This is a genomic window from Paraburkholderia terricola (assembly GCF_900142195.1).
GTDB classification, from domain to species: domain Bacteria; phylum Pseudomonadota; class Gammaproteobacteria; order Burkholderiales; family Burkholderiaceae; genus Paraburkholderia; species Paraburkholderia terricola.
In genome coordinates this window covers 234,753-256,495 of record NZ_FRAB01000003.1, presented here as the reverse complement: position 1 = coordinate 256,495, position 21,743 = coordinate 234,753, and the positions used below count along the sequence as shown (strand labels likewise).

The 21,743-nt window shown below is 66.2% G+C and carries 20 protein-coding genes; 11 read left to right on the top strand and 9 right to left on the bottom strand.

The annotated features are described in order from the left end of the window. The first annotated feature begins 57 nt into the window (after window positions 1-57). The 7 genes from BUE39_RS04510 (at window position 58) to BUE39_RS04480 (ending at window position 6,319) form a co-directional block, all read left to right on the top strand. Window positions 58-996, top strand: a complete 939-nt coding sequence (locus BUE39_RS04510; protein ID WP_073427446.1) for an NAD(P)-dependent methylenetetrahydromethanopterin dehydrogenase — start codon at window positions 58-60, stop codon at window positions 994-996. Window positions 997-1,037: 41 nt separating this feature from the next. After that, window positions 1,038-2,243 (top strand): ATP-grasp domain-containing protein, encoded by a 1,206-nt coding sequence (locus tag BUE39_RS04505; protein ID WP_073427484.1) that lies wholly within the window; start codon window positions 1,038-1,040, stop codon window positions 2,241-2,243. Then, a complete protein-coding gene (gene mch, locus BUE39_RS04500; protein ID WP_374710896.1) occupies window positions 2,206-3,252 on the top strand; it encodes a methenyltetrahydromethanopterin cyclohydrolase in 1,047 nt (348 codons plus the stop codon). The genes BUE39_RS04505 and mch overlap by 38 nt, the downstream gene beginning before the upstream one ends. Continuing rightward, window positions 3,249-4,274, top strand: coding sequence for an ATP-grasp domain-containing protein (locus BUE39_RS04495; RefSeq protein WP_073427444.1), 1,026 nt, complete (start codon window positions 3,249-3,251; stop codon window positions 4,272-4,274). Before mch ends, BUE39_RS04495 begins: the two co-directional genes overlap by 4 nt. Beyond that, window positions 4,267-5,217 carry a triphosphoribosyl-dephospho-CoA synthase gene (locus tag BUE39_RS04490; protein ID WP_073427443.1) on the top strand — a complete coding sequence of 317 codons (951 nt, stop codon included), beginning with the start codon at window positions 4,267-4,269 and terminating at the stop codon, window positions 5,215-5,217. Before BUE39_RS04495 ends, BUE39_RS04490 begins: the two co-directional genes overlap by 8 nt. A 98-nt stretch (window positions 5,218-5,315) precedes the next feature. Next, a complete protein-coding gene (gene fae / locus BUE39_RS04485; protein ID WP_073427442.1) occupies window positions 5,316-5,825 on the top strand; it encodes a formaldehyde-activating enzyme in 510 nt (169 codons plus the stop codon). An 86-nt stretch (window positions 5,826-5,911) separates the two neighbouring features. Beyond that, on the top strand, window positions 5,912-6,319 hold the full coding sequence (locus BUE39_RS04480; protein WP_073427441.1) for a hypothetical protein: 408 nt from the start codon (window positions 5,912-5,914) through the stop codon (window positions 6,317-6,319). A 269-nt stretch (window positions 6,320-6,588) separates the two neighbouring features. Here the strand turns inward: BUE39_RS04480 and BUE39_RS04475 are convergent, their stop codons facing one another. Beyond that, window positions 6,589-7,125 carry a dihydroneopterin aldolase gene (locus BUE39_RS04475; RefSeq protein ID WP_073427440.1) on the bottom strand — a complete coding sequence of 179 codons (537 nt, stop codon included), beginning with the start codon at window positions 7,123-7,125 and terminating at the stop codon, window positions 6,589-6,591. A 465-nt stretch (window positions 7,126-7,590) separates the two neighbouring features. Between BUE39_RS04475 and BUE39_RS04470 the strand changes: the two genes are divergently transcribed. The 3 genes from BUE39_RS04470 (at window position 7,591) to BUE39_RS04460 (ending at window position 11,786) form a co-directional block, all read left to right on the top strand. Next, window positions 7,591-9,696, top strand: coding sequence for a sigma-54-dependent Fis family transcriptional regulator (locus BUE39_RS04470; protein ID WP_073427439.1), 2,106 nt, complete (start codon window positions 7,591-7,593; stop codon window positions 9,694-9,696). Beyond that, on the top strand, window positions 9,693-10,271 hold the full coding sequence (locus BUE39_RS04465; protein ID WP_073427438.1) for a flavoprotein: 579 nt from the start codon (window positions 9,693-9,695) through the stop codon (window positions 10,269-10,271). The genes BUE39_RS04470 and BUE39_RS04465 overlap by 4 nt, the downstream gene beginning before the upstream one ends. Before the next feature lie 132 nt (window positions 10,272-10,403). Next, entirely contained in the window at window positions 10,404-11,786 is a 1,383-nt protein-coding gene (locus BUE39_RS04460) for a DUF6513 domain-containing protein (protein ID WP_073427437.1), read from the top strand. 90 nt (window positions 11,787-11,876) lie between these two features. Here BUE39_RS04460 and rpe read toward each other — a convergent pair whose 3' ends face one another. The 8 genes from rpe to BUE39_RS04420 form a co-directional block, all read right to left on the bottom strand. Then, window positions 11,877-12,608 carry a ribulose-phosphate 3-epimerase gene (gene rpe, locus BUE39_RS04455; protein WP_073427436.1) on the bottom strand — a complete coding sequence of 244 codons (732 nt, stop codon included), beginning with the start codon at window positions 12,606-12,608 and terminating at the stop codon, window positions 11,877-11,879. Between the two features lie 23 nt (window positions 12,609-12,631). Then, the gene (fba, locus tag BUE39_RS04450) at window positions 12,632-13,669 is read right to left on the bottom strand and encodes a class II fructose-bisphosphate aldolase (protein WP_073427435.1); all 1,038 of its coding nucleotides are present in this window, start codon (window positions 13,667-13,669) and stop codon (window positions 12,632-12,634) included. Between the two features lie 35 nt (window positions 13,670-13,704). Continuing rightward, the gene (tkt, locus tag BUE39_RS04445; protein WP_073427434.1) at window positions 13,705-15,750 is read right to left on the bottom strand and encodes a transketolase; all 2,046 of its coding nucleotides are present in this window, start codon (window positions 15,748-15,750) and stop codon (window positions 13,705-13,707) included. 64 nt (window positions 15,751-15,814) lie between these two features. Further along, window positions 15,815-16,687 (bottom strand): phosphoribulokinase, encoded by an 873-nt coding sequence (locus tag BUE39_RS04440; protein WP_073427433.1) that lies wholly within the window; start codon window positions 16,685-16,687, stop codon window positions 15,815-15,817. 104 nt (window positions 16,688-16,791) lie between these two features. Further along, complete coding sequence (locus BUE39_RS04435; RefSeq protein WP_073427432.1) at window positions 16,792-17,895, bottom strand: class 1 fructose-bisphosphatase; 1,104 nt, start codon at window positions 17,893-17,895, stop codon at window positions 16,792-16,794. 27 nt (window positions 17,896-17,922) lie between these two features. Next, entirely contained in the window at window positions 17,923-18,960 is a 1,038-nt protein-coding gene (gene cbbX, locus BUE39_RS04430) for a CbbX protein (protein WP_073427431.1), read from the bottom strand. A 92-nt stretch (window positions 18,961-19,052) separates the two neighbouring features. Next, window positions 19,053-19,481 (bottom strand): ribulose bisphosphate carboxylase small subunit, encoded by a 429-nt coding sequence (locus tag BUE39_RS04425; RefSeq protein WP_073427430.1) that lies wholly within the window; start codon window positions 19,479-19,481, stop codon window positions 19,053-19,055. A 111-nt stretch (window positions 19,482-19,592) separates the two neighbouring features. Then, the gene (locus BUE39_RS04420; protein WP_073427429.1) at window positions 19,593-21,110 is read right to left on the bottom strand and encodes a ribulose-bisphosphate carboxylase large subunit; all 1,518 of its coding nucleotides are present in this window, start codon (window positions 21,108-21,110) and stop codon (window positions 19,593-19,595) included. Window positions 21,111-21,577: 467 nt separating this feature from the next. On the opposite strand from BUE39_RS04420, the gene pqqA reads away from it, so the two are divergent. Beyond that, window positions 21,578-21,652, top strand: coding sequence for a pyrroloquinoline quinone precursor peptide PqqA (gene pqqA, locus BUE39_RS35865; RefSeq protein WP_013342881.1), 75 nt, complete (start codon window positions 21,578-21,580; stop codon window positions 21,650-21,652). The last annotated feature ends 91 nt before the right edge of the window (window positions 21,653-21,743 follow it).

The following is a 21,743-nucleotide window of genomic DNA, read 5'->3' as shown; positions in this document are numbered from 1 at the left end:
GCCCGCACGGGTGCCTTGCGCCGTCCACGAGATCGCCACTAAAACGAGCCTTCCGCCATGTCCGACACCACCGAAAAGCCCGCAGAAAGGCCCTATATCCTGCACATGTTCACGGCCACGCCGCAGATGAGTCCGTTCGACGTGAACATGGCCGCCGACGCCGGCTACCAGGTCATCGTCCCGTATTGCAGCGTCGATCAGGGGATGATCGCGAACCTCACGCAAGACGCGATCTTTTCGCGCGGCCCGAAGGGCGTGTCGCGCACCGGCATCTTCATCGGCGGGCGCGACGTGATGCTCGCCGCCGACATGCTCGACACCGCGCGCCGCGCGATGGTCCCGCCGTTCGAGGTCTCGGTGTTCGCCGACCCGAGCGGTTCGTACACGACCGCGGCCGCGCTCGTCGCGCTCGTCGAGCGGCATTTGAGCAAGGCCTATGGGATGGAGCTGGGCGGCAAGCGCGTGCTGATTCTCGGCGGCACCGGCGCGGTCGGGCGCGTGGCGGCGGCGATGGCCGCCTCGCTCGGCGCCGACGTGTCGATCGCGAGCCATGCCGAGCAGGCGCGCGCCGTGCGGGTCAGCGACGAAATCAACCAGCGCTTCGGCATCGTCACCAAGGGCATCAGCACGGCCACGCCGGACCAGTTGCACGCGGCGCTGGGCGAGGCCGAGATCGTGCTCGCCACCGCCATCGCGGGCGTTCAGGTGGTGAGCGCCGCCGACCTGGCCCATGCGAAACATCTGCTGATCGCCGCCGACGTGAACGCCGTGCCGCCGGAAGGCATCGCGGGCGTCAACGTGATGAACGACGGCAAGCCGATCGAGGGCGTGCCGAACGCGGATGCGATCGGCATCGGCGCGCTCGCGATCGGCAACGTCAAGTATCAGGTCGAGCACCGGCTCTTCATGCGGATGCGCGCGGGCGGCAAGCCGGTCTACCTGGGTTTCCCGCAAGCGTTCGACGAGGCCCGCGCCGTCGCGGCCGGCCTCGAATGAGCGCGCGCGATGTCACGCCCGGCACGCCGCTCTGCGCCATCATGAACGCGCGCCCGACGCTTGCGCATGCGCCCTTCGTCGCGGTAGCCGGGCTGTCCGCGCGAATGCTCGCGCAGTCCGCCGCGCGCGCCGGGCTGCGCGTCGTCGCGCTCGACGTATTCGGCGACCGCGACACGCGCGAGGCGTCCGAGTTGTGGTTCGACATCGGCGGCGGCCCGCTCACGATCGACGGCGCCAAGCTCGTCGACGCGCTCGGGCGCGTCGCGCGCCTGCCGCACATGCTCGGCTGGATCGACGGCAGCGGACTCGAACCGTTCGTCGCGCAACTGAGCCGCGCGCCCGGCTTGCCCCGCTTCATCGGCAACCCGCTGGAGGCCAGCGTCGCGGTGCGCGAGCCGCAACGGTTCTTCCCGCTGCTCGACGCGCTGCATATTCCGCATCCCGAGGTCTCGTCCACGCGACCGGCCGTCGCGCAAGGCTGGCTGCTCAAGCGCGCCGACGGCTGCGGCGGCACGCACATCGAACCGGCCACGGCCTCGCGCGATGCGCCGCTGCCCGCGCAAGCCTACTTCCAGCGGCGGCGCAACGGCCGCTCGCTGTCGGCGCTGTTCATCGGCGCTCGCGGCGGCGCACGCCTGCTCGGCTTCGCCGAACAATTGACCTGCACGATGGGCGATCTGCCGTTCGTGCATGCGGGCTCGATCGGCCCGATCGATCTGCCGCCGCGCGTCGCGGCGCGCGTGCGCGAAGCCATCGAGGCGCTGTGCGAGCGCACCGGCCTCACCGGCATCAATAGCTGCGATTTTCTGCTCGACGGCGACACCTTCGAAGTGCTGGAAATCAACGCCCGCCCCTCGTCCACGATGACGCTGTACGAAACCGCGTCGCCTCACGCGTGGCCGCGCGGGCTGCTTGCCTGTCATATCGACGCGTGCCGCTACGGCCGCCTGCCGCCCGAACCGCTCGCGCCGGCCTCGTGGCGCGCCGGTCAGCAGGTGCTGTTCGCGCCGCATCCGTTCACCGTCTCGCAGGCGTTCAGCGATGCGTGCCTGCACGATCCCGCCTGCCGCGACGTGCCGATGCCCGGCACCTGGATGGAAGCGGGCCAGCCGGTCTGCACGCTGCTCGTGCGCGCGGCATCCGTGAGTGGGGTGCGGCAAGCGCTGGAGCGGCAGCGCGCGTTGGTCCTCGAACGAATCGAAACCTGCCATGAACCCGACTATGCCTTCATCCAGTGCCATTCCTGATGCATCGTCGCAGCCCTCCGGCGCGACGGCCGCGCCATTGAGCGTCAACGCGCTGAGCGAGCGGCTCGTCGCACGGCTGGTCGGCGACGCGGCGCGCCTCGGCGTGGCGCTCACGCGTACCGACGACGGCACCGTGCTCGCGGACGCGGGCATCGACGCGCCGGGCAGCGTCGCCGCGGGCGTGCTGATCGCGCGCATCTGCATGGGCGGTCTGGGGCACGTCGCGGTGCGCACGAATTTCGACGCGCATCCGCTCTGGCCCAGCATGATCGACGTGCGCACCTCGTCGCCGGTGCTCGCGTGCCTCGGCAGCCAGTACGCCGGCTGGAGCCTTTCCGCGACCAAGGAGCAGACCGGCGGCAAGAAGTTCTTCTCGCTCGGTTCGGGCCCGGCGCGCGCGCTCGCCGTCAAGGAGCCGCTGTTCGCCGAACTCGGCTACAAGGACGCCCACGAGCGCGGCGTGCTGGTGCTCGAAGTCGATCGCTTGCCGCCGCAAGTCGTGATCGACAAGGTGCTGCGCGACTGCGGCCTCGCTCCCGACCGGCTGACGCTCGTCATGACGCCGACCCACTCTGTCGCCGGAACGGTACAGGTGGTGGCGCGCGTGGTGGAAGTTGCATTGCACAAAACGCACGTGCTCGGCGTGCCGCTGGATGAGGTGGTCGAAGCCGGCGGCTCGGCGCCCTTGCCGCCGCCCGCACCGGACGGCATTCAGGCGATGGGCCGCACCAACGACGCGATTCTCTACGGCGGCCGCGTCCATCTGACCGTCAAGCACGATGCGGCGGCGCAGCAGCTCGCCGCCGAATTGCCGGCTTCGAACTCGCGCGATTACGGACGGCCCTTCGCGGACATCTTCACGTCGTTCAACTACGACTTCTATCAGATCGATCCCGCGCTGTTCGCGCCGGCCGAAGTGTGGGTGAGCAGCCTCGAAAGCGGCGCGACGTATCACGGCGGCGCGCTCAACAGCGCGTTGCTGCACGAACAATGGGACGGCCAACCATGACGCTGGCGCTGTCCGATCCGAATCCGGTCAACGCGCACGCGAACCTGCGCATCGCGATCATGTGCGACGAAACCGGCTGGCACACCGGGCGTCTGAAGAAGGCTTTCCGCGGGCGCGGCGCCGAAGCGCGCTGCATCGACCTCGCGGATTGCCGGATCGACACGACGTGGGAGCCGCATGGGCTGGTGCTGCCGGGCTTCGGCCGCACGCTGCCGGATGCGGTGTTCGTGCGCGGCATCGCCGGCGGCACGTTCGAGCAGGTGACGCTGCGTCTCGGCATCCTGCACGCGCTGCGCGAATCGGGCGTGCCCGTCTACAACGACGCGCGCGCGATCGAGCGCAGCGTCGACAAGTCGATGACCAGTTTTCTGCTGCATCGCAACGGCGTGCCGACACCCGCGACATGGGCCGGCGAATCGGCTGCGTTCGCGCAGCGCGTGTTGATGCGCGAAGCGGCCGCGGGCCGCCAGGTCGTGTTGAAGCCGCTGTTCGGCTCGCAGGGCCACGGACTGAAGCGCCTGGGCGCAAGCCGCGCGCGCGGCGGCGCGTTGGCGCCGCTGCCCTCGCTCAAGCCGTATCAGCAGGTGGCTTACCTGCAACGCTACGTCGACGGCGGCCGCAGCGGTTTCGATTGGCGCGTGCTGGTGATCGGCGGGCGCGCGGTGGCGGCGATGCGCCGTATCGGCGGCAAGGGCTGGATTCATAACTTCGCGCAAGGGGCCGAGTGCCAACCCGCCGAACTCGATTTGCCGCTTGCGCAAACGGCGATCCGCGCGACGCATGCGCTGGGGCTCGACTACGCCGGCGTCGACCTGATTCCCGATCCGCGCGATCCGGCCCGGCCGCTCGTGCTCGAAGTCAATGGCGTGGCGGCGTGGCGCGGCTTGCAGTCGGTCACGCCGGTCGACATCGCGGCGGCGCTCGTCGACGATCTGCTCGATCGCAAACTCGCCGACGCGCGCCGCGAGCTGGCGCAAGGCGGCGAGCCCGCCGTCGCGACGCTGCCCGGACGCCATGCCTGAGCCGCTTTCCGCGATTCCGCCCGCACGCGTTCGCGCGGCTTTTCTCGCGGCATGCCGGCTCGACGTGGAGACGCCCAAGCCCGGCAATGTCAGCGTGCAAAGCGAAGGACACGGGATGAGCGCGGCGCAGTTTCTCACCAGCGCCGAGGTGGCCGCCGACGCGCTGCTCGCGCCGGGCGCGCGAGTCGGCTCGCGCATTCTCGATGCGGTGACGCGCACGCGCGAGGCGGTCGGCTGTAATACGAATCTCGGCATTCTGCTGCTTGTGGCGCCGCTTGCCACAGCGCTAGAAGAAACCCCGCTGCCGTTGTCCGCGGATGCCTGGCGCGCCGCCACCGAGCGCGTGCTCGCGCGGCTCGATCTCGACGACACACGCCTCGCGTACCGCGCGATCTCGCTCGCCAATCCTGGGGGCCTGGGTGACGCGCCCGAGCAATCGGTTCATGCCGCGCCCACGGTCGGCCTGCGCGACGCGATGGCGCTCGCCGCCGGGCGCGACAGCATCGCGCGTCAGTACGCGAACGGCTTTTGCGACATCTTCGAGACCGGCCTTGCGGCGTGGCGCGACGCGCATATCGCCAGCGAGACCACCACCCGAACCCCCGCGCAAACCGCCACCCTCAACGTATTCCTCGCCTTCCTCGGCGGCTGGCCCGACTCACACATTGTGCGCAAGCACGGTGTCGCACTGGCGCAGAGTGTCACGCGCGCCGCCCGCGAACGACACACCGAATGGCGGCGAACGCTCGCCCTATCACCGCAAAAACCGCCCACCGCATCGCTCGATACGTGGGATACCGAACTGAAGGCCCGAGGAATCAACCCCGGCACCAGCGCGGACCTGACGGTGGCCACGCTCTTCGTCGCCGGCTGCCTCGAAGCTCACCGTGACGCGCCTATCGAGCCGCGCGGACCTCGCACTGGCACGGAACATGTTAGTTAGTGCCACCGTGCATCAATACGCCGCTCTGCGATCGCGGACCAGGATCGTTGCGGCGGCGGACTTCAGCAAGCCCCTACCCCACTCATCGGAGGAATAGAATGGCCAAGATCAACCGCGTCCTGATAGGCGAGTCGCTCGTCGGCGACGGCAACGAGGTCGCGCACATAGACTTGCTGATCGGACCGCGAGGTTCGGCTGCAGAAACCGCGTTCTGCAACGCGCTCACCAACAATAAGGATGGCTTCACTTCGCTTCTGGCCGTCGTCGCGCCTAACCTGCTCACCAAACCGAACACGATCCTGTTCAACAAGGTGACGATCAAGGGCGCCAAGCAGGCGGTGCAGATGTTCGGCCCCGCCCAGCACGGCGTCGCGCTCGCGGTCGCGGACAGCGTCGAGGACGGCACGATCCCGCAGGACGAGGCCGACGACCTGTTCCTGTGCGTCGGCGTCTTCATTCACTGGGAGGCGGACGACGACAAGAAGATCCAGCAGTTCAACTACGAGGCGACGCGCGAGGCGATCAAGCGCGCCGTCAACGGCGAACCCAACGCCGCCGAGGTGGTGGCGAAGAAGAGCACCGTCGCGCACCCGTTCGCACCTAACTGAGAATGCGCGGCAGGTTTTGTGTGGAGAGAGCGAAGGCCCGCCCCGCGGGTCTTCGTCACGTTGGAAGGTTCTACCCGAGGCATGAGATGAGCAAACGATGTCGTGCGCTGGTGGCCGGCGCCTGTCTCGCACTCGCGGGACCGCTCGCCTGGGGCGCCGGCGATGCGCCGGGCGCGGCGGCTCCGGCAGGCGGCTTCAATTACCCGACGCAGGGCCGCGTCGAATACGTGCTGAGTTGCATGGACGACAACGGACACGACTTCGCGAACGTCTACAAATGCTCGTGCGTGATCGACAAGATGGCCGCGGCGCTGCCTTACGACGATTTTGTCGATCAGTCCACGTTCTCGAAGTACGCGACGCTGGGCGGCGAAGGCGGTTCGGAGTTTCGCGTCGACCACGCCAAGGCGCAAACGAAGAAATTCCGCGCGCTGCAAGCAGAGGCGTATCGAAGCTGCGGGTTGGCGTCCGACAAGACGGCGGCGTCGAAGTGACGTGAAGGCGTGAGGTCGATGGGCAAGGTCGATGCATGACGTCGATGCGTGACGTCGATGGGCGAGATCAACGCGTGATGTCGATGCGCGAGGTCAACGCGCGAGGTCGATGCGCAACCTCAACGCGTGACGTGACGTGCATAACGCCAACGCCCGACGCGAGCGAATGACGCCCTGTCCGCCAACGCCCTGACCAGCGGCGCACCTACCCGCCCCCTAGACGGCGGCCACGCGATCCGCGCCGCGCGCCGTGCCGCCGCGCCAGCCGTTCAATTCGGAATCAGCCCTTTCCCCAGCGACGCGTAGCTGTCGAGCCCGGAACCCGTCGTCGCCAGATCGCTGCGTTGCCGTTCGATCCGCACGCCGACCGCCGCCACGTCGTCGAACTTCGCCGGCTTGGCGAGCGACACGCGCACCCAGTGCGCGCCGAAGTCGGTAATCAGCAATCGCGCGACCGCTTCGGCAAGCGCCTCCAGCAAGCGCACGCCGTGCGCCGCGAGCAGCGCATGCAGCGCCTCGCGCACCGCCGCGTAATTGATCGTATCTTCGATGCGATCGGTCGTGCAGGCGCGAATGGACGGCACCCCGATCGCGAGATCCATGCGGATCGGCTGCAACACATGCTGCTCGCTGCTGTCGATACCGATGATCGTCTGTCCCACGAAATTTTCGATGAACACGATGTCCATGCGCCCGGACGACGCGCCCGCCGAGGGCGCGTCGCGCCGCGCGGCCGGGCTTGACGCGTCGGCGTCGGCGCGGGCGCCGGAGAAACGGGCGAGACGAACGGTGTCGATACGATCCATGATGTGCTCCGCCGCGGCGCGGCAAGTGGTGGAACAGGTGAAGTCAGGTGTAATGGAACGGAATGCGGGACAGTTCAGCCACGGCGCGAAGCAATCTGCGCCGCGCCTGCAACACGCTCCCGCGTTCGGCTCCGGACGCGGCGCATGAAAAGCGCATGAACGAACGCATAAGCGAACGCACATTCGAACGCATAAGCGAACGCACAGGCACGCCACAAGCAGCCGCACCGAAGCCCTCCCCCGATAAAAGCAAAAATCGGGCGCGCCGTGCACAAGTAATGCGACTCCGTATTGATCGCAAACGTCATCGAGCGTAGAGTTTTAAGACAGCCTGACATCAGGACCGGTTTTCAGTGCGCATGCGGACGTCAGAATTCGCGGCGCAGGGGATGACAGTATCGATAAAAGCGGCGCTCGCGGCACGCTTAGCAAAGTGCCCGAATTGACGCAACGGAGACAAACCCCATGTCGTTGCTTGCTGATAGCAGTCTGCACGTCCGAGAAGTTCTGAACGTAGTCAATCATCAATTGGCGACGCGTCCAACGAGCGAACCCGTCGCTCAATCGTGGGCGCGCTGCATGAACGAGTTTCAGCTCGACCCTTCACGCTTTGTCACGCCCCCCATTCTCACCGAGTACGAACTGAGTGAACGCCGCGAGGCGCTCGGCGATCTGATCGCGTGCTCGAAGCTCGAGATGACCACGCTCTATCAGCAACTGGCCGATCCCGAACTCGCGGTGGTCCTCGTCGACGCCGGCGGCGTGATCGTCCATCAGGTTTCGTCGGTGCCGTTCGCCGAAGCGGTCGCGCCCGACGGCTTTCGCGTGGGCGCCCTGTGGAGCGAGCGCGAGGCGGGCACCAACGGCATGGGCACCTGTCTCGCCGAACGCGACTGCATCGCCGTCTGCCAGCACGAGCATTTCTATCCGCGCTATACGTCGCTCACCTGCTCGGCCGCGCCGATCTTCGACGATAGCGGCGAGATTGCCGGCGTGCTCGACGTGACGAGCCGCTCCAAGCTGTTGCAGCAGCACTCGCTGGTGCTGGTGGGCATGTCGCGGCAAATGATCGAAAACCGCTTGCTGGACTCGCGTTACCGGCATGCCAACATGATTCACTTCCATAGCCGCCCGGAATTCGTCGGCACGCTGCACGGCGGCAAGCTCGCCGTCGCGGACGACAGCACCGTGCTCGCCGCGAACCGCAGCGCGCTGTTCCAGCTCGGCTTTCGCAGCTTGAGCGAATTGCGCGGACGGCGCATCGAGGAAGCCTTCAACGCCTCGCTCGAAGACATGATCGCGCGCAGCATTCGCGGCTCGTTCCATCCGGTCACCGTCTACAGCGCGAACGCGACCAACCGTTTCTTTCTCGTCGCGCAGACGCCGCAGAACCGCGCCGGGCGCGCCACCCGCGTGGCGCTCGCCAGTCCCGTGCCGCGCGCCGCGCCGCCCGAAAAGCGCCCGCCGCCCGCCCGGCTCGACGAAATCGCGCATCTGGAATTCGGCGACCCGCGCATGGCCTCGCAAATCCAGCTGGCCGCGCGCGTCATTCAGCGCAAGATCCCGATCGTGATCAGAGGCCAAACGGGCACCGGCAAGGAAGTGTTCGCCCAGGCATTGCACAGCATCAGCCCGCACTCGGCCGGCCCGTTCGTGCCGGTGAATTGCGCATCGTTGCCGGAGAATCTGATCGAAAGCGAGTTGTTCGGCTATCGCGCCGGCGCGTTTACCGGCGCGCAACGCGAAGGGCGTCGCGGCAAGATCGTGCAGGCGAATACCGGCACGCTGTTTCTCGATGAAATCGGCGACATGCCGCTCGCGTTGCAAGCGCGGCTCTTGCGCGTGATCGAGGAACACGAGGTGACGCCGCTCGGCGCGGAAACGACCGTCAAGGTCAATTTTCAGCTCATCAGCGCGAGTCACCGCAATCTGCTCGAACTCGTGCATGGCGGGCAGTTCCGCGAGGATCTGTATTACCGGCTCAAGGGCGTCGAACTGAACCTGCCGCCGCTTTGCGAGCGGCTCGACAAACTTGCGCTGATCCACCATCTGCTCGAAAACGAATCCGGCGACGACGAACCGCCCGAGTTGACCGCCGAGGCCGAACACGCGCTCCTGACCTATGCGTGGCCCGGCAACATTCGCCAGTTGCGGCACGTGTTGCAAATGGCGATCGCGCTCAGTGACGGACAACCGATCCGCTGCGAGGACCTGCCCGTCGAAATCACGCAGCGCGCGCCGAGCGTCGGCATGCCGTCGGCGCCGAACGTTGCCGCCGCGGAGTTCGAAGCGCACCTGACCGACGACGCGGACCTCTCCGCGCTCAACGCGATCCAGTTGAACGAGCGCGAAACCGTGCTGTCGCTGCTCGACGAGCACCGCTGGAACGTCAGCAACGTCGCGAAGGCGCTCGGCATCAGCCGCAACACCCTGTACCGGAAGATGCGCCGGCTGCATATCCGGCTGTCGCACGACGGCACGCCGCTCGATGGCGCGCCGCCCGACGGGTCGCCCGACGATCCGTCCGATGGCATGCCGTACAACGGATCGTCGCCCGCCGCTGCCGCATGACCCAGGCACCCGCGCGTCACCTCAACGAGTTCAAGCCCGATGCGCGTTTTGCGTGGTGCGTGACCGGCTCCGGCCATATGATCGAGGAGTCCATCGCGCTCGCGCTCGAACTGCCGCGCGTGGACCTCTTTCTGTCCGCGGCCGGCGAGGAAGTGCTACCGCTTTACGGTTGGCCGCTGCCGAAGCTGCGCAAGCATTTCCGCGTGCTGCGCGACAACAGCGCGAGCGGCGTGCCGGTCGGCATGCTGTATCACGGCGTCTATCACACGGTGGTGATCGCGCCCGCCACCAGCAACACCGTCGCCAAATGCGCGTTCGGCATCTCCGATACGCTGCCCACCAACATGTTCGCGCAGGCGGGCAAGCAATGCATTCCGGGCATTGTGTTTGCATGCGACACCGAACCGACCGTGATCACGCAAAGCCCGAACGAATGGGTGGAACTGCGTCCGCGGGCGATCGAACTCGACAACGTCGAGCGCCTGTCGCGCTTCGAATATACGACCCTCGTTCGCTCGCTGGATGAGCTGAAAGCGGCGCTCGGTGAACGCTTGTCGACGCTCGATCTGGTATGAGACGAACCCCACGCTCCCTGCGGTCGCTGCCCGGCGCGTACTTGAAACGACCCCCATGCTCCCTGCGGTCGCTGCCCCCCGAAGGGGCGTCAGCACGCTTGGGGCGGCCCGGCGCGTACTGACCTGACCGACATGGACCACATCGTCTTCCTGACTGGCCGGCTCGCCGAGAAGAGCCTCGCACGCGTGCTCGACAGCATGGCGCCGACGCCGTTCAGTTGGGAGATCCGCGAAATCGGGCTACAGGTGGCCGCGTTGATGACGGCGGACATGATTCGCCGCCGCGTGGCCGCGCCGCTCGCGGCGCAGCGGGTGATCGTGCCGGGACGCTGCCGCGGCGATCTCGACGCGTTGAGCGCGCACTACGGCGTGCCGGTGGAGCGCGGTCCCGAAGAGGTCAAGGATCTGCCGCAGTTCTTCGGCCGCGAGGCCAAGCCGATGGATCTGACGCACTACGAGACCGAGATTTTCGCGGAGATCGTCGATGCGCCGCGCCTCGATCTGGAAGGCATCGCGAAGCGCGCACGCGATTATGCCGCCCAGGGCGCCGACGTGATCGACATCGGCTGCCTGCCCGAAACACCGTTTCCTCATCTCGAAGACGCGGTTCGTCTGCTGAAGGCCGAAGGCTATCGCGTGAGCGTCGATTCGATGCGCAGCGAGGAACTGCTGCGCGGCGGCCGCGCGGGCGCCGACTATCTGATGAGCCTGAACCTCGACACGCTGTGGATCGCCGACGAAGTCCCGTCGACGCCGATTCTGGTCGCGCGCGATCAGCGCGAGCCGGCCTCGCTCGACGCCGCGATCGACCTGCTGTCCGCGCGCGGACGCGCGTTTCTCGCCGACCCGATTCTCGATCCGATCCCGTTCGGGCTCGCCGCGTCGATAGCGCGTTATGTCGGGCTGCGCGAGCGCTATCCCGACATCGCGATCATGATGGGCATCGGCAACGTAACCGAGTTGACCGAAGCCGATACGAGCGGCATCAACGCGGTGCTGCTCGGCATGGCCGCGGAGCTTCGCGTGAGCGCGGTGCTCACGACCGCCGTGAGCCTGCATGCGCGGCGCGCCGTGCGCGAGGCCGACGTCGCGCGCCGCGTGATGCATGCCGCACGCGAAGCGCAAGTGCTGCCGAAAGGCATCAACGGCGATCTCGCCACGGTTCACGCGAAACGCCCGTTTCCCTACAGCGCCGCGGAAATCGACGACTTCGCCCGCGAGGTGCGCGATCCGAATTTCCGCGTACAGGTGAGCGACGACGGCATCCACGTCTACAACCGCGACGGCCATCGCGTGGCGGACGACCCCTTCGCGCTCTATCCGCAACTGAATCTGGAGAGCGACGGCGGCCACGCGTTCTACATGGGCGTGCAACTCGCCCGCGCGGAAATCGCCTGGCGCCTCGGCAAGCGCTTCGACCAGGACCAGCCGCTCGACTGGGGCTGCGCGGTCGACCGGCCCGAACAGGATCTCGCCGCATGGTGCGCACCCGGAGAGACGATGAAGAAACGCTAGCGCCTGCGAGTTGCAGGTACTCGCTTCGGGCACTCGCTTGAAGTGGCCGCGTGAAGTGGCCGCTCCAAGTGCCAGCCTCGACTACCCGCTTCAGTGCGTCACGGCGAGGCCCGCCGCATCGTTCAGATCAACACCCAGGTTGACATTGCCAAGCGCCAGTTCGGCGCGCATCCCGCCGATCGCCTGCGCATAGTTATCCGCGCCGAACACAGCCGAACCCGCAACGAACACATCCGCGCCCGCGGCCGCGATCGCCGCGATGTTCGACGCCTTCACGCCGCCATCCACTTCGATCAGCAACGGCCGTCCGGTGCGCTGCATCGTCGCGTCGACCGACTTGCGCAGGCTGCGCAGCTTCTCCAGCGTTTCGGGAATGAAGGCCTGCCCGCCGAACCCCGGATTCACCGACATCACCACCACCACGTCAAGCATTTCCATCACATGATCGAGCACCGCGAGCGGCGTGGCCGGATTGAGCGCCAGTCCCGCGCGCGCGCCGTTGGCCTTGATCAGTTCGATGGTGCGGTGCACGTGTAGCGACGCTTCGGGATGAAAGCTGATCGTGTTCGCGCCCGCCTCCGCGAACGCGAGCACGAGCGGATCGACGGGCATCGTCATCAGATGCACGTCGATCGGCACCGGCGTATGCGGGCGGATCGCCGCGCACACGAGCGGCCCGACCGTGAGGTTCGGCACGTAGTGGTTGTCCATCACGTCCAGATGGATCCAGTCCGCGCCGGCCGCGCTCACGTCGCGGATCTCGTCGGCGAGACGGGCGAAATCCGCCGACAGCAGCGACGGGGCAATCAGGAAGTCGCGCATGGCCGTTTCCTCTCGATGTGGGTTCAGTGGTAGCGGCGCGCCATCGCCTCGAGCGGCAGCGGCTTGATGCGCGGCGCCTGCCCCGCGCAGCCGAACGCCTCGAAGCGCTCGACGCACACGGCGCTCGCCGCCGCGGTCGCGGCCTTCAACGCGGCGCGCGGATCGAACTCGGAACGCGCATTCGCCATCGACTTGCGCATCGCGCCGCTCATTGCGAGGCGGATGTCCGTGTCGATGTTCACCTTGCGCACGCCATGCGCGATGCCGCGCCGGATCTCCTCGACCGGCACGCCGTAAGTCACCGGAATCTCGCCGCCGTATTCGCGGATGATCGCGAGCCATTCCTGCGGCACCGACGACGAGCCGTGCATCACCAGATGCGTGTTCGGAATCCGCTCATGAATCTCGACGATGCGGTCGATCGCCAGAATGTCGCCGGTCGGCTGGCGGCTGAACTTGTACGCGCCGTGCGAGGTGCCAATCGCAATCGCCAACGCATCGACGCCGGTGGCTTCGACGAAAATCTGCGCCTCGTGCGGATCGGTGAGCAGATCGTCGCGCGAGAGTTTGCCTTGCGCGCCGACGCCGTCCTCCTCGCCCGCCTCGCCGGTTTCGAGCGAACCGAGACAACCCAGCTCGCCCTCCACGGAAACGCCCACCGCATGCGCGGACTCCACCACGCGGCGGCTCACGTCGACGTTGTAGTCGTAGCCGGCCGGCGTTTTCTGGTCGGGCAGCAGCGAGCCGTCCATCATCACCGACGTGAAGCCCGAACGGATCGCCTGCTGGCACAACGCCGGGCTCGCGCCATGATCCTGATGCAGCACGAGCGGAATATCGGGGTGCGCCTCCAGCGCAGCCAGGACGAGATGCCGCAAATACGGTTCGCCCGCATATTTGCGCGCCCCCGCCGACGCCTGCAGGATCACCGGGCTCGCGGTGGCCTCGGCGGCCTGCATGATCGCGTGAATCTGCTCCATGTTGTTGACGTTGAACGCCGGCACGCCGTAGCCGTGCTCGGCCGCGTGGTCCAGTAGTTGCCGCAGTGCTATGAAGGCCATCGCAAACTCCTTGAGCTCTTATCGAATGAAACGGATCATGGCGCGCCATGCGCGACGCGGCGGGCTTCGTCCACCACCGCCTGCGCCGTCAGATTGAAGTGCGTGAACAGCGCGGCGGCGGGCGCCGATTCGCCGAACGAATCGATGCCGACCACGCCGCCCTCCAGCCCGACGTATTGCCGCCAGAACGCGGTCACGCCCGCTTCCACCGCGACCCGCGGCACACCCGGCGGCAACACCGCATCGCGCCATGCGCGCGGCTGCCGGTCGAACACGCTGGTGGACGGCATCGAGACGACCCGCGCGGCGATGCCGGCTTCGGCAAGCGGCGCGACGGCGTCGAGCGCGAGCGCGACTTCCGAACCGGTCGCGATCAGCACGACGCGCGGCTGCGACGCGGACTCGTCCGGCCAGTCGCGCAGCACATAACCGCCTTGCTCGACGGCGTCGATCTGTTCGCCGCTACGCGCCGCGAACGGCAGGTTCTGCCGGCTCAGCAGCAGGCACGACGGCCCGTCGCGTTCGACCGCTTGCGCCCAGGCCTGCGCCGTTTCGACCGTGTCGCACGGACGCCAGATGTCGAGCCCCGGAATCAGTCTGAGGCTCGCCGCATGTTCCACCGCCTGGTGTGTCGGCCCGTCCTCGCCGAGACCGATCGAATCGTGCGTGAACACGAAGATCGCGCGCGTTTTCATCAGCGAGGCCATGCGCAAAGCGTTGCGCGAGTAGTCGGAAAACGTGAGGAACGTGCCGCCGAACGGAACATGCCCGCGATGCAGCGCAATGCCGTTCATCAGCGCGCTCATGCCGAATTCGCGCACGCCGTAGTGCAGATAGTTGCCGCCTTGCAGGCCGCCGTCGTCGGCATGCACGTCGACGGCGCTTTTCCAGTTGGTGAGATTGGAGCCGGTCAGGTCGGCCGAGCCGCCCAGAAACTCGGGGAGGACGCGCGCGAGCACGGCGATGGTCTGCTGCGAGGCCTTGCGCGTCGCAATCGATTCCGCCGCGCAGTCGACGTCGCGCACCATCGCGCGGACCGCGTCGCGCCATTGCGCGGGCAGCGTGCCCTGGGTCCGGCGTTCGAATTCGGCCGCCTCGGCGGGGTAATGCCTGCGATAGGCGTCGAAGCGCTGCGTCCACTCCGCTTGCGCGGCGGCGCCGCGCTCGCTTGCGTCCCATAGCGTGCGGACCTCGCCCGGCATCACGAAGGGCGGATGCGGCCAGCCGAGCGCGCGCCGGGTCGCGCCGATCTCGTCCGCGCCGAGCGGCGCGCCGTGCACGTCGTGGGTGCCAGCTTTCGACGGCGAACCCTTGCCGATCACCGTCTTGCAGCAGATCAGCGTCGGCTTGCCCGCCGCGCGCGCGTCCTGCAAGGCGCGATCGACCGCGTCGACGTCATGGCCGTCCACCGCGCGCACCACGTGCCAGCCATACGCGGCGAAGCGCGCCGGCGTGTCGTCGGCGAACCACTGCTGAACGTGGCCGTCGATCGAAATGCCGTTGTCGTCGTACAGCACCGTGAGCTTGTCGAGCTTCAGCGTGCCCGCGAGCGACGCGGCCTCGTGCGAGATGCCTTCCATCAGACAGCCGTCGCCGGTGAACACGTAGGTGCGGTGATCGACGATCGCATGGCCGGGCCGGTTGAACTCGCGCGCGAGCAGCGCCTCGGCGAGCGCCATGCCGACCGCGTTCGCGAGACCTTGCCCGAGCGGACCCGTGGTGGTTTCGACGCCGGGCGTCACGCCCACTTCGGGATGCCCCGGCGTCTTGCTGTGCAACTGACGAAAGCGCTTCAACTCGTCGATCGGCAAGTCATAGCCGCTCAGATGCAGCAAGCCGTACAACAGCATCGAGCCGTGTCCGTTCGACAACACGAAGCGATCGCGGTCGGGCCACGCCGGATCGCGCGGATTGTGCTTCAGATGCCGGTCCCACAACGCGACGGCAATCTCCGCCATGCCGAGCGGCATGCCCGGATGGCCGGACTTCGCCGCTTCCACCGCATCGATCGCGAGCATGCGCAGCGCGTCGGCCATGAGCCGGGTCGCGGGCGCACCAACAGATTCTGCAACGGCACTCATGAAAGTGTCTCCTTGCACGAAATAGAAAAACGGGTCCCGCCGTGGCTTGCCGATCGCCCCGCGCTCAGGCGCGCGCCTGCCGGTCGATCAGTTGCAGAATCATCGGCGTGAAAATCAGTTGCATCGCGAGGCCCATCTTGCCGCCCGGAACGACGATCACATTGGGGCGCGACATGAACGAGTCGTGCAGCATCGTCAGCAGGTACTGGAAGTCGATGCCCTTCGGCCGCGCGAAACGGATCACGACGAAGCTCTCGTCCGGCGCCGGAATTTCGCGGGCGGTGAAGGGATTCGAGGTATCCACGGTCGGCACGCGCTGAAAGTTGACATGCGTGCGGGAGAATTGCGGACAGATGTAGTTCACGTAATCGGGCATGCGCCGCAGGATCGTATCGACCACCGCTTCGTGCGAGTAACCGCGCATGTTCTGATCGCGGTGCAGCTTCTGAATCCATTCGAGGTTGATGATCGGCACCACGCCGATCAGCAGATCCGCATGCCGCGCGACGTCGATTTTGTCGGTCACCGCCGCGCCGTGCAGCCCCTCGTAGAACATCAGATCGGTGCCGGGCGTCACGTCCTCCCACGGCGTGAAGGTGCCGGCGTCCTGCTTGTAGAGCCGCGATTCGCCTTCGTCGTGCACGTAGTGGCGCAACTTGCCCGAGCCGCTTTCGCCGTAACTGGCGAACAGCGTCTCCAGTTCTTCGAGCAGATTCGCCTCGGGTCCGAAATGGCTGAAGTTCGGCGCGCCGTCGCGCTCGTGCTCCTTCATCGCCTCGCGCATGCCGTTGCGGTCGTAACGGTGAAAGGCGTCGCCCTCGACGATCTGCGCGTTGATCTTCTCGCGCCGAAAGATGTGGGTGAAGCTTTTCATGACGGTCGTGGTGCCGGCGCCGCTCGAACCGGTTACCGCGATGATCGGGTGTTTGAGTGACATACGCTTGTCTCCGGAAGGTGATGTTCTTTTCGGCTGCTGGCTGCGCCGCTGCCGCGCGGATTACGCGCGCACGCGGGTTGCCGGGGTCATGCGAGTCACGCGTGTCACGCCGTGAAGTCGGGCAAAAACAGCGAGCGCCGGTTGAAGAGCGGCGACGAGAACGGCTTGTCCTCGCCACGGTCGTATTCGCCGTGATACCGGCCGATGCGCTCCACCTCGTTCTTCGAACCGAGGATCACGGGCACGCGCCCATGCAGCGTGGCCGGCACGACATCGAGTATCCGTTCGCGTCCGGTGATCGACAGGCCGCCCGCCTGCTCGATCAGAAAACTCATCGGGTTCGCTTCGTAGAGCAGGCGCAGGCGTCCTTCCATCGCCGGCGTCTTGGAGTCGCGCGGGTACATGAACACGCCGCCGCGCATCAGGATCCGATGCACTTCCGCGACCATCGACGCGATCCAGCGCATGTTGAAGTCGCTCGCGCGGCAGCCGCTGCGGCCGTCCTTGCACTCCTGCACGTAGCGGCGCACGGGCGGCTCCCAGAAGCGCTCGTTCGACGCGTTGATCGCGAACTCCACGGTGTCCTCGGGAATGCGGATGTTCGAATGCGTGAGCACGAAATTGCCGATGTCGCGCTCCAGCGTGAAGCCATGCGTGCCGTTGCCGACCGACAGCACGAGCATGGTCGACGGACCATAGACGGCGTAGCCCGCCGCGACCTGCTCGCAACCGGGCCGCAGGAACGCGGCCTCGCCGACCGGCGCGTCCTTGTCGCCGTGATTGCGCAGCACCGAGAAAATCGAGCCCACCACGCCGTTGATGTCGATGTTCGAGGAGCCGTCGAGCGGATCGAAGGCGAGCAGATAGTCGCCGCGCGGATAGCCCGGCGGAATCGCGTAGACGGTCTCCATTTCCTCCGACGCCATCGCGGCGAGCAAACCGTCCCACTCGCATTGCTGCACGAAAATCTCGTTGGTCGCGACGTCGAGCTTCTTCTGCTCCTCGCCATGCGTGTTGATGCTTTGCGCCGAACCGTAATTGCCGCCGAGCGCGCCCTTGGTGAGCATCGCCGAGATCGACTTGATCGCCGCGGCCACGTCGATGAGCAGCGCCGAGAGCCCCGCCGTCTCCGTCGTCCCCGCAGGAGAGGGCTGGCGGTCGAGCGTGTCGATCAGGAACTTCGAAAGGGTCGTACGTCCGTCTTGCATGGCGATCTCCTGAAGGATTGTTGTCGTTCAGCCTGGCGGCGCCTGAAAGGCGCGCGGCGCTGGCGGGGATGCGGACGCGGACGCACAAGCGGCGTCGCTCCCGGCCTCGGCGGACGGCTCGTCGAATACGCGGCTCGCGCGCACGTCGGCGGCGCCGATCAACGTGAGCGCGGCGGCGTCGATCGGCGCGCCGCCCTTCATCGCGTTGGCGAACAGGCGGTTCGCCTGGCGCAGCCGCGCGCGGTCGAGCGCATTGCGCACCGAACGGGCGTTGGCGAAATTCGGCTGACGGATGCGCAGCGCGAGGTACTCGGCGAAAGCGCGCCGCGAGTCGGCGTCGAAGCGGTAGTGCATCGTCGCGAGCATGCGCTCGGCGATGTCGAGCAGTTCCGCTTCCTCGTAATCGGGGAACGTGATGTGATGCGCGATCCGGGAACGGAAACCCGGATTGCTTTCGAAGAAGATCTCCATACGCGACGCGTAGCCCGCGAGAATCACCACCAGATCGTCGCGCTGGTTTTCCATTGTCTGCAGCAGGATTTCGATCGCTTCCTGGCCGTAGTCGCGCTCGTTCTCGGGGCGATACAGGTAATACGCTTCGTCGATGAACAGCACGCCGCCCATCGCGCGCTTTAGCACATCGCGCGTTTTCGGCGCGGTATGGCCGATGTATTGACCGACGAGGTCGTCGCGCGTCACCGAAACCAGATGATTGCGGCGAATGTAGCCGAGCCGGTGCAGCACTTCGGCCATGCGCAGCGCGACCGTGGTCTTGCCCGTGCCGGGATTGCCGGAGAAACACATGTGCAGGGTCGGCGCGCCGCTCGCGAGGCCGAGCGAATCGCGGGCGCGCTCCACCAGCAGATGAGCGGCGACCTCGCGGATGCGGGTCTTGACCGGCACGAGTCCGACCAGGTCGCGGTCGAGTTCGGCGAGCACGTCGCCGATGCCGGAGTCGCGATACAGCGCCGCGAGATCGATATGCGGCGGCTCCTGACGCGAATCCTGCGCGCCGGCTCGTGCAACGGACGGCGCATGCGTGTCCACTACGGCAGCTTCGGTCATTGCATCTCCTTGTTCATACCATTCGCGCGGTGATCGACGCGGTAAGCGATGCGGTGATCGATACAGCGACTCATGCACCGCACCGCATCCAATTACCGTGCCGGGCCGTAGCGCTCACCCGCGGGCCGGTCGCCCGCATAGCTCGACAGTCCATAGCGCTGCACGCGCCCCGCGCCATCCTGCCGCGTGAGACGGAAACCCGGCTCGTCGTCCGGCCGGTTGACGATGAACGACAGGCGCATCGTCTCGAAGGTGCGCTCCGAATCGAACGCATTGACCTTGATGTAGTGCTGCGGCCACGCCGCGCGGCATGCCCTCACCTCCTGCAACACGCCGGCCGCATCGCGCAGATCGAACATGGGCAAGCCCCACATTTCCCAGTACGTATTGCGCGGATGCGGGTCGTCGGTGTATTCCACCGAGCAGGCCCAGCCCTGGCTCAACGCATAGTCGATCTGCAAGCCGATCTCCTCGTCGGTCAATTCCGGCAAGAAGGAAAATGTGCCTTGTGTAATGCGCATGGCGAACCTCGTTGATTGATGTGACGGCCTGAATCGGGTCAACAGTTTTCCAACGCAGTGCGGCGGCACTGCTGTCGTTCCCGCGATAACGATTGCCGTGAATGCGGCGTTTTACGCGACGCTCGGCGTGGCGGCGAAGTCGGGCGTGTCGGTCGATGCGTAGTTGAAGCTCACGTCCCGCCATGTATCGAGCGCCTGCTTGAGCGGCGTGCACCAGCGCGCGGCGGCTTCGAGAATCTCGGGCCCCTCGTTCACGATGTCGCGGCCCTCGTTGCGCGCCTTCACCATTGATTCGAGCGCGACGCGGTTCGCCACGGCGCCCGCCTGAATGCCGGCCGGATGCCCGATCGTGCCGCCGCCGAATTGCAGGATCGCGTCGTCGCCGAACAGATCGAGCAGTTGATGCATCTGTCCCGCGTGAATCCCGCCCGAGGCGACCGGCATGATCTTGCGCAAGCCGGCCCACGGCTGATCGAAGAAAATACCGCGCGACAGGTCCACTTCGTTGTGCGCGTCGCGGCACACGTTGTAATACCCCTGTACCGACAATGGATCACCTTCGAGCTTGCCGACCGCCGTGCCCGCATGCGCATGATCGACGCCCGCCATGCGCAGCCATTTGGCGATCACGCGGAATGAAATGCCGTGATTGCGTTGCCGTGTGTACGTGCTGTGCCCGGCGCGATGCAGATGCAGGATCATGTCGTTCTTGCGCGCCCAACGCGACATCGATTGAATCGCGGTCCAACCGATCACGAGGTCGATCATCACGATGCACGAGCCGAGCTCCTTCGCGAATTCGGCGCGCTCGTACATGTCCTCCATCGTGCCGGCCGTGACGTTCAGATAATGGCCCTTCACCTCCCCCGTTTCCGCTTGCGCGCGGTTCACCGCTTCCATCGAAAACAGAAAGCGGTCGCGCCAGTGCATGAAGGCCTGCGAGTTGATGTTCTCGTCGTCTTTCAGGAAATCGAGTCCGCCTCTGAGCCCCTCGTACACCACGCGGCCATAGTTCTTGCCCGACAAGCCGAGCTTCGGCTTGACCGTCGCGCCGAGCAGCGGCCGACCGTATTTGTCGAGCCGTTCGCGTTCGACGACGATGCCGGTCGGCGGCCCCTGAAAGGTCTTCAGATACGCCACCGGTATGCGCATGTCCTCGAGACGCAGCGCCTTGAGCGGCTTGAAACCGAACACGTTGCCGATGATCGACGCCGTGAGGTTGGCGACCGAGCCCTCCTCGAACAGATCGAGTTCATAGGCGATGTACGCGAAGTACTGCGGTTCGCCGGAGGACGACGACGGCACCGGATCGACGCGGTAAGCCTTGGCGCGATACATGTCGCAAGCGGTGAGGCGGTCGGTCCACACCACGGTCCACGTTGCCGTGGACGATTCGCCGGCCACGGCGGCCGCCGCTTCCTCCGGCTCGACGCCGGGTTGCGGCGTAATGCGAAAGAGCGCGATCACGTCGGTGTCTTTCGGTATGTAATCCGGCTGCCAGTAACCCATTTCGCGGTATTTCATGACACCCGCGGCGTAGCGTTCGCGCGGCTTGCCCGAACTGCCAGGATTGCCCGGTTTTTGCGAATCAAGTGCTGTCTCGATCACCGGTTGACTGAAATCGTTCATGACGTATCCTCGATTGTGGCAAGCGCGCTGCCGGGAGAACGAAGCGCTTGAGTTGCACTGTAGACAAGGGCGTCATCATTGGGAATTCACGATTTAATTTGGCAGAGTTAACCGATCCATTATCAACTGCGCATCACGAAACACGTTTTCATGAAATGCGTTTTCAACCCACGCCGATATTCCACGCGACGATTTCAAATGGCGTGACAGGAGGACAGAAACCTTCGAATCGTAATGGAACACTTTGCTTCGGGATCGGGACACTGCGCGGCCGGCGATTTGCGAACCCGCACGAGCGGCATGCCGATGCAATTCGGCGTATGCTGTATTTCGCGCGAACCGCCTGCCGCCCGCGCGTTGCAGTACAGCGCCCGGCATGGAGTTTGCGTAGTCAGCAACGCCGATGCAGCCCGGCATCACGCTCGGTTCACGGCGCAACGATGTGTCAACCACATGGAGGAACACATATGCAATGGACGACACCTAGCTACACCGATATGCGCTTTGGTTTTGAAATCACGATGTATATCGCGACGCGTTAAGCCCGCACGGGCCGCATGCGCGGCCCTTTCGCGGATCACTTTTCTCTTTAGCTGAATCGGCCGGCCTTTCGGCGCTGTCACGACTCACGTT

What these genes read in the sequence shown, in the direction of transcription:
- BUE39_RS04510 (WP_073427446.1), top strand. Translation starts at nt 58, where the DNA reads ATGTCCGACACCACCGAAAAGCCCGCAGAAAGGCCCTATATCCTGCAC.
- BUE39_RS04505 (WP_073427484.1), top strand. Translation starts at nt 1,038, where the DNA reads ATGAACGCGCGCCCGACGCTTGCGCATGCGCCCTTCGTCGCGGTAGCC.
- mch (WP_374710896.1), top strand. Translation starts at nt 2,206, where the DNA reads ATGAACCCGACTATGCCTTCATCCAGTGCCATTCCTGATGCATCGTCG.
- BUE39_RS04495 (WP_073427444.1), top strand. Translation starts at nt 3,249, where the DNA reads ATGACGCTGGCGCTGTCCGATCCGAATCCGGTCAACGCGCACGCGAAC.
- BUE39_RS04490 (WP_073427443.1), top strand. Translation starts at nt 4,267, where the DNA reads ATGCCTGAGCCGCTTTCCGCGATTCCGCCCGCACGCGTTCGCGCGGCT.
- fae (WP_073427442.1), top strand. Translation starts at nt 5,316, where the DNA reads ATGGCCAAGATCAACCGCGTCCTGATAGGCGAGTCGCTCGTCGGCGAC.
- BUE39_RS04480 (WP_073427441.1), top strand. Translation starts at nt 5,912, where the DNA reads ATGAGCAAACGATGTCGTGCGCTGGTGGCCGGCGCCTGTCTCGCACTC.
- BUE39_RS04475 (WP_073427440.1), bottom strand. Translation starts at nt 7,125, where the DNA reads ATGGATCGTATCGACACCGTTCGTCTCGCCCGTTTCTCCGGCGCCCGC.
- BUE39_RS04470 (WP_073427439.1), top strand. Translation starts at nt 7,591, where the DNA reads ATGTCGTTGCTTGCTGATAGCAGTCTGCACGTCCGAGAAGTTCTGAAC.
- BUE39_RS04465 (WP_073427438.1), top strand. Translation starts at nt 9,693, where the DNA reads ATGACCCAGGCACCCGCGCGTCACCTCAACGAGTTCAAGCCCGATGCG.
- BUE39_RS04460 (WP_073427437.1), top strand. Translation starts at nt 10,404, where the DNA reads ATGGACCACATCGTCTTCCTGACTGGCCGGCTCGCCGAGAAGAGCCTC.
- rpe (WP_073427436.1), bottom strand. Translation starts at nt 12,608, where the DNA reads ATGCGCGACTTCCTGATTGCCCCGTCGCTGCTGTCGGCGGATTTCGCC.
- fba (WP_073427435.1), bottom strand. Translation starts at nt 13,669, where the DNA reads ATGGCCTTCATAGCACTGCGGCAACTACTGGACCACGCGGCCGAGCAC.
- tkt (WP_073427434.1), bottom strand. Translation starts at nt 15,750, where the DNA reads ATGAGTGCCGTTGCAGAATCTGTTGGTGCGCCCGCGACCCGGCTCATG.
- BUE39_RS04440 (WP_073427433.1), bottom strand. Translation starts at nt 16,687, where the DNA reads ATGTCACTCAAACACCCGATCATCGCGGTAACCGGTTCGAGCGGCGCC.
- BUE39_RS04435 (WP_073427432.1), bottom strand. Translation starts at nt 17,895, where the DNA reads ATGCAAGACGGACGTACGACCCTTTCGAAGTTCCTGATCGACACGCTC.
- cbbX (WP_073427431.1), bottom strand. Translation starts at nt 18,960, where the DNA reads ATGACCGAAGCTGCCGTAGTGGACACGCATGCGCCGTCCGTTGCACGA.
- BUE39_RS04425 (WP_073427430.1), bottom strand. Translation starts at nt 19,481, where the DNA reads ATGCGCATTACACAAGGCACATTTTCCTTCTTGCCGGAATTGACCGAC.
- BUE39_RS04420 (WP_073427429.1), bottom strand. Translation starts at nt 21,110, where the DNA reads ATGAACGATTTCAGTCAACCGGTGATCGAGACAGCACTTGATTCGCAA.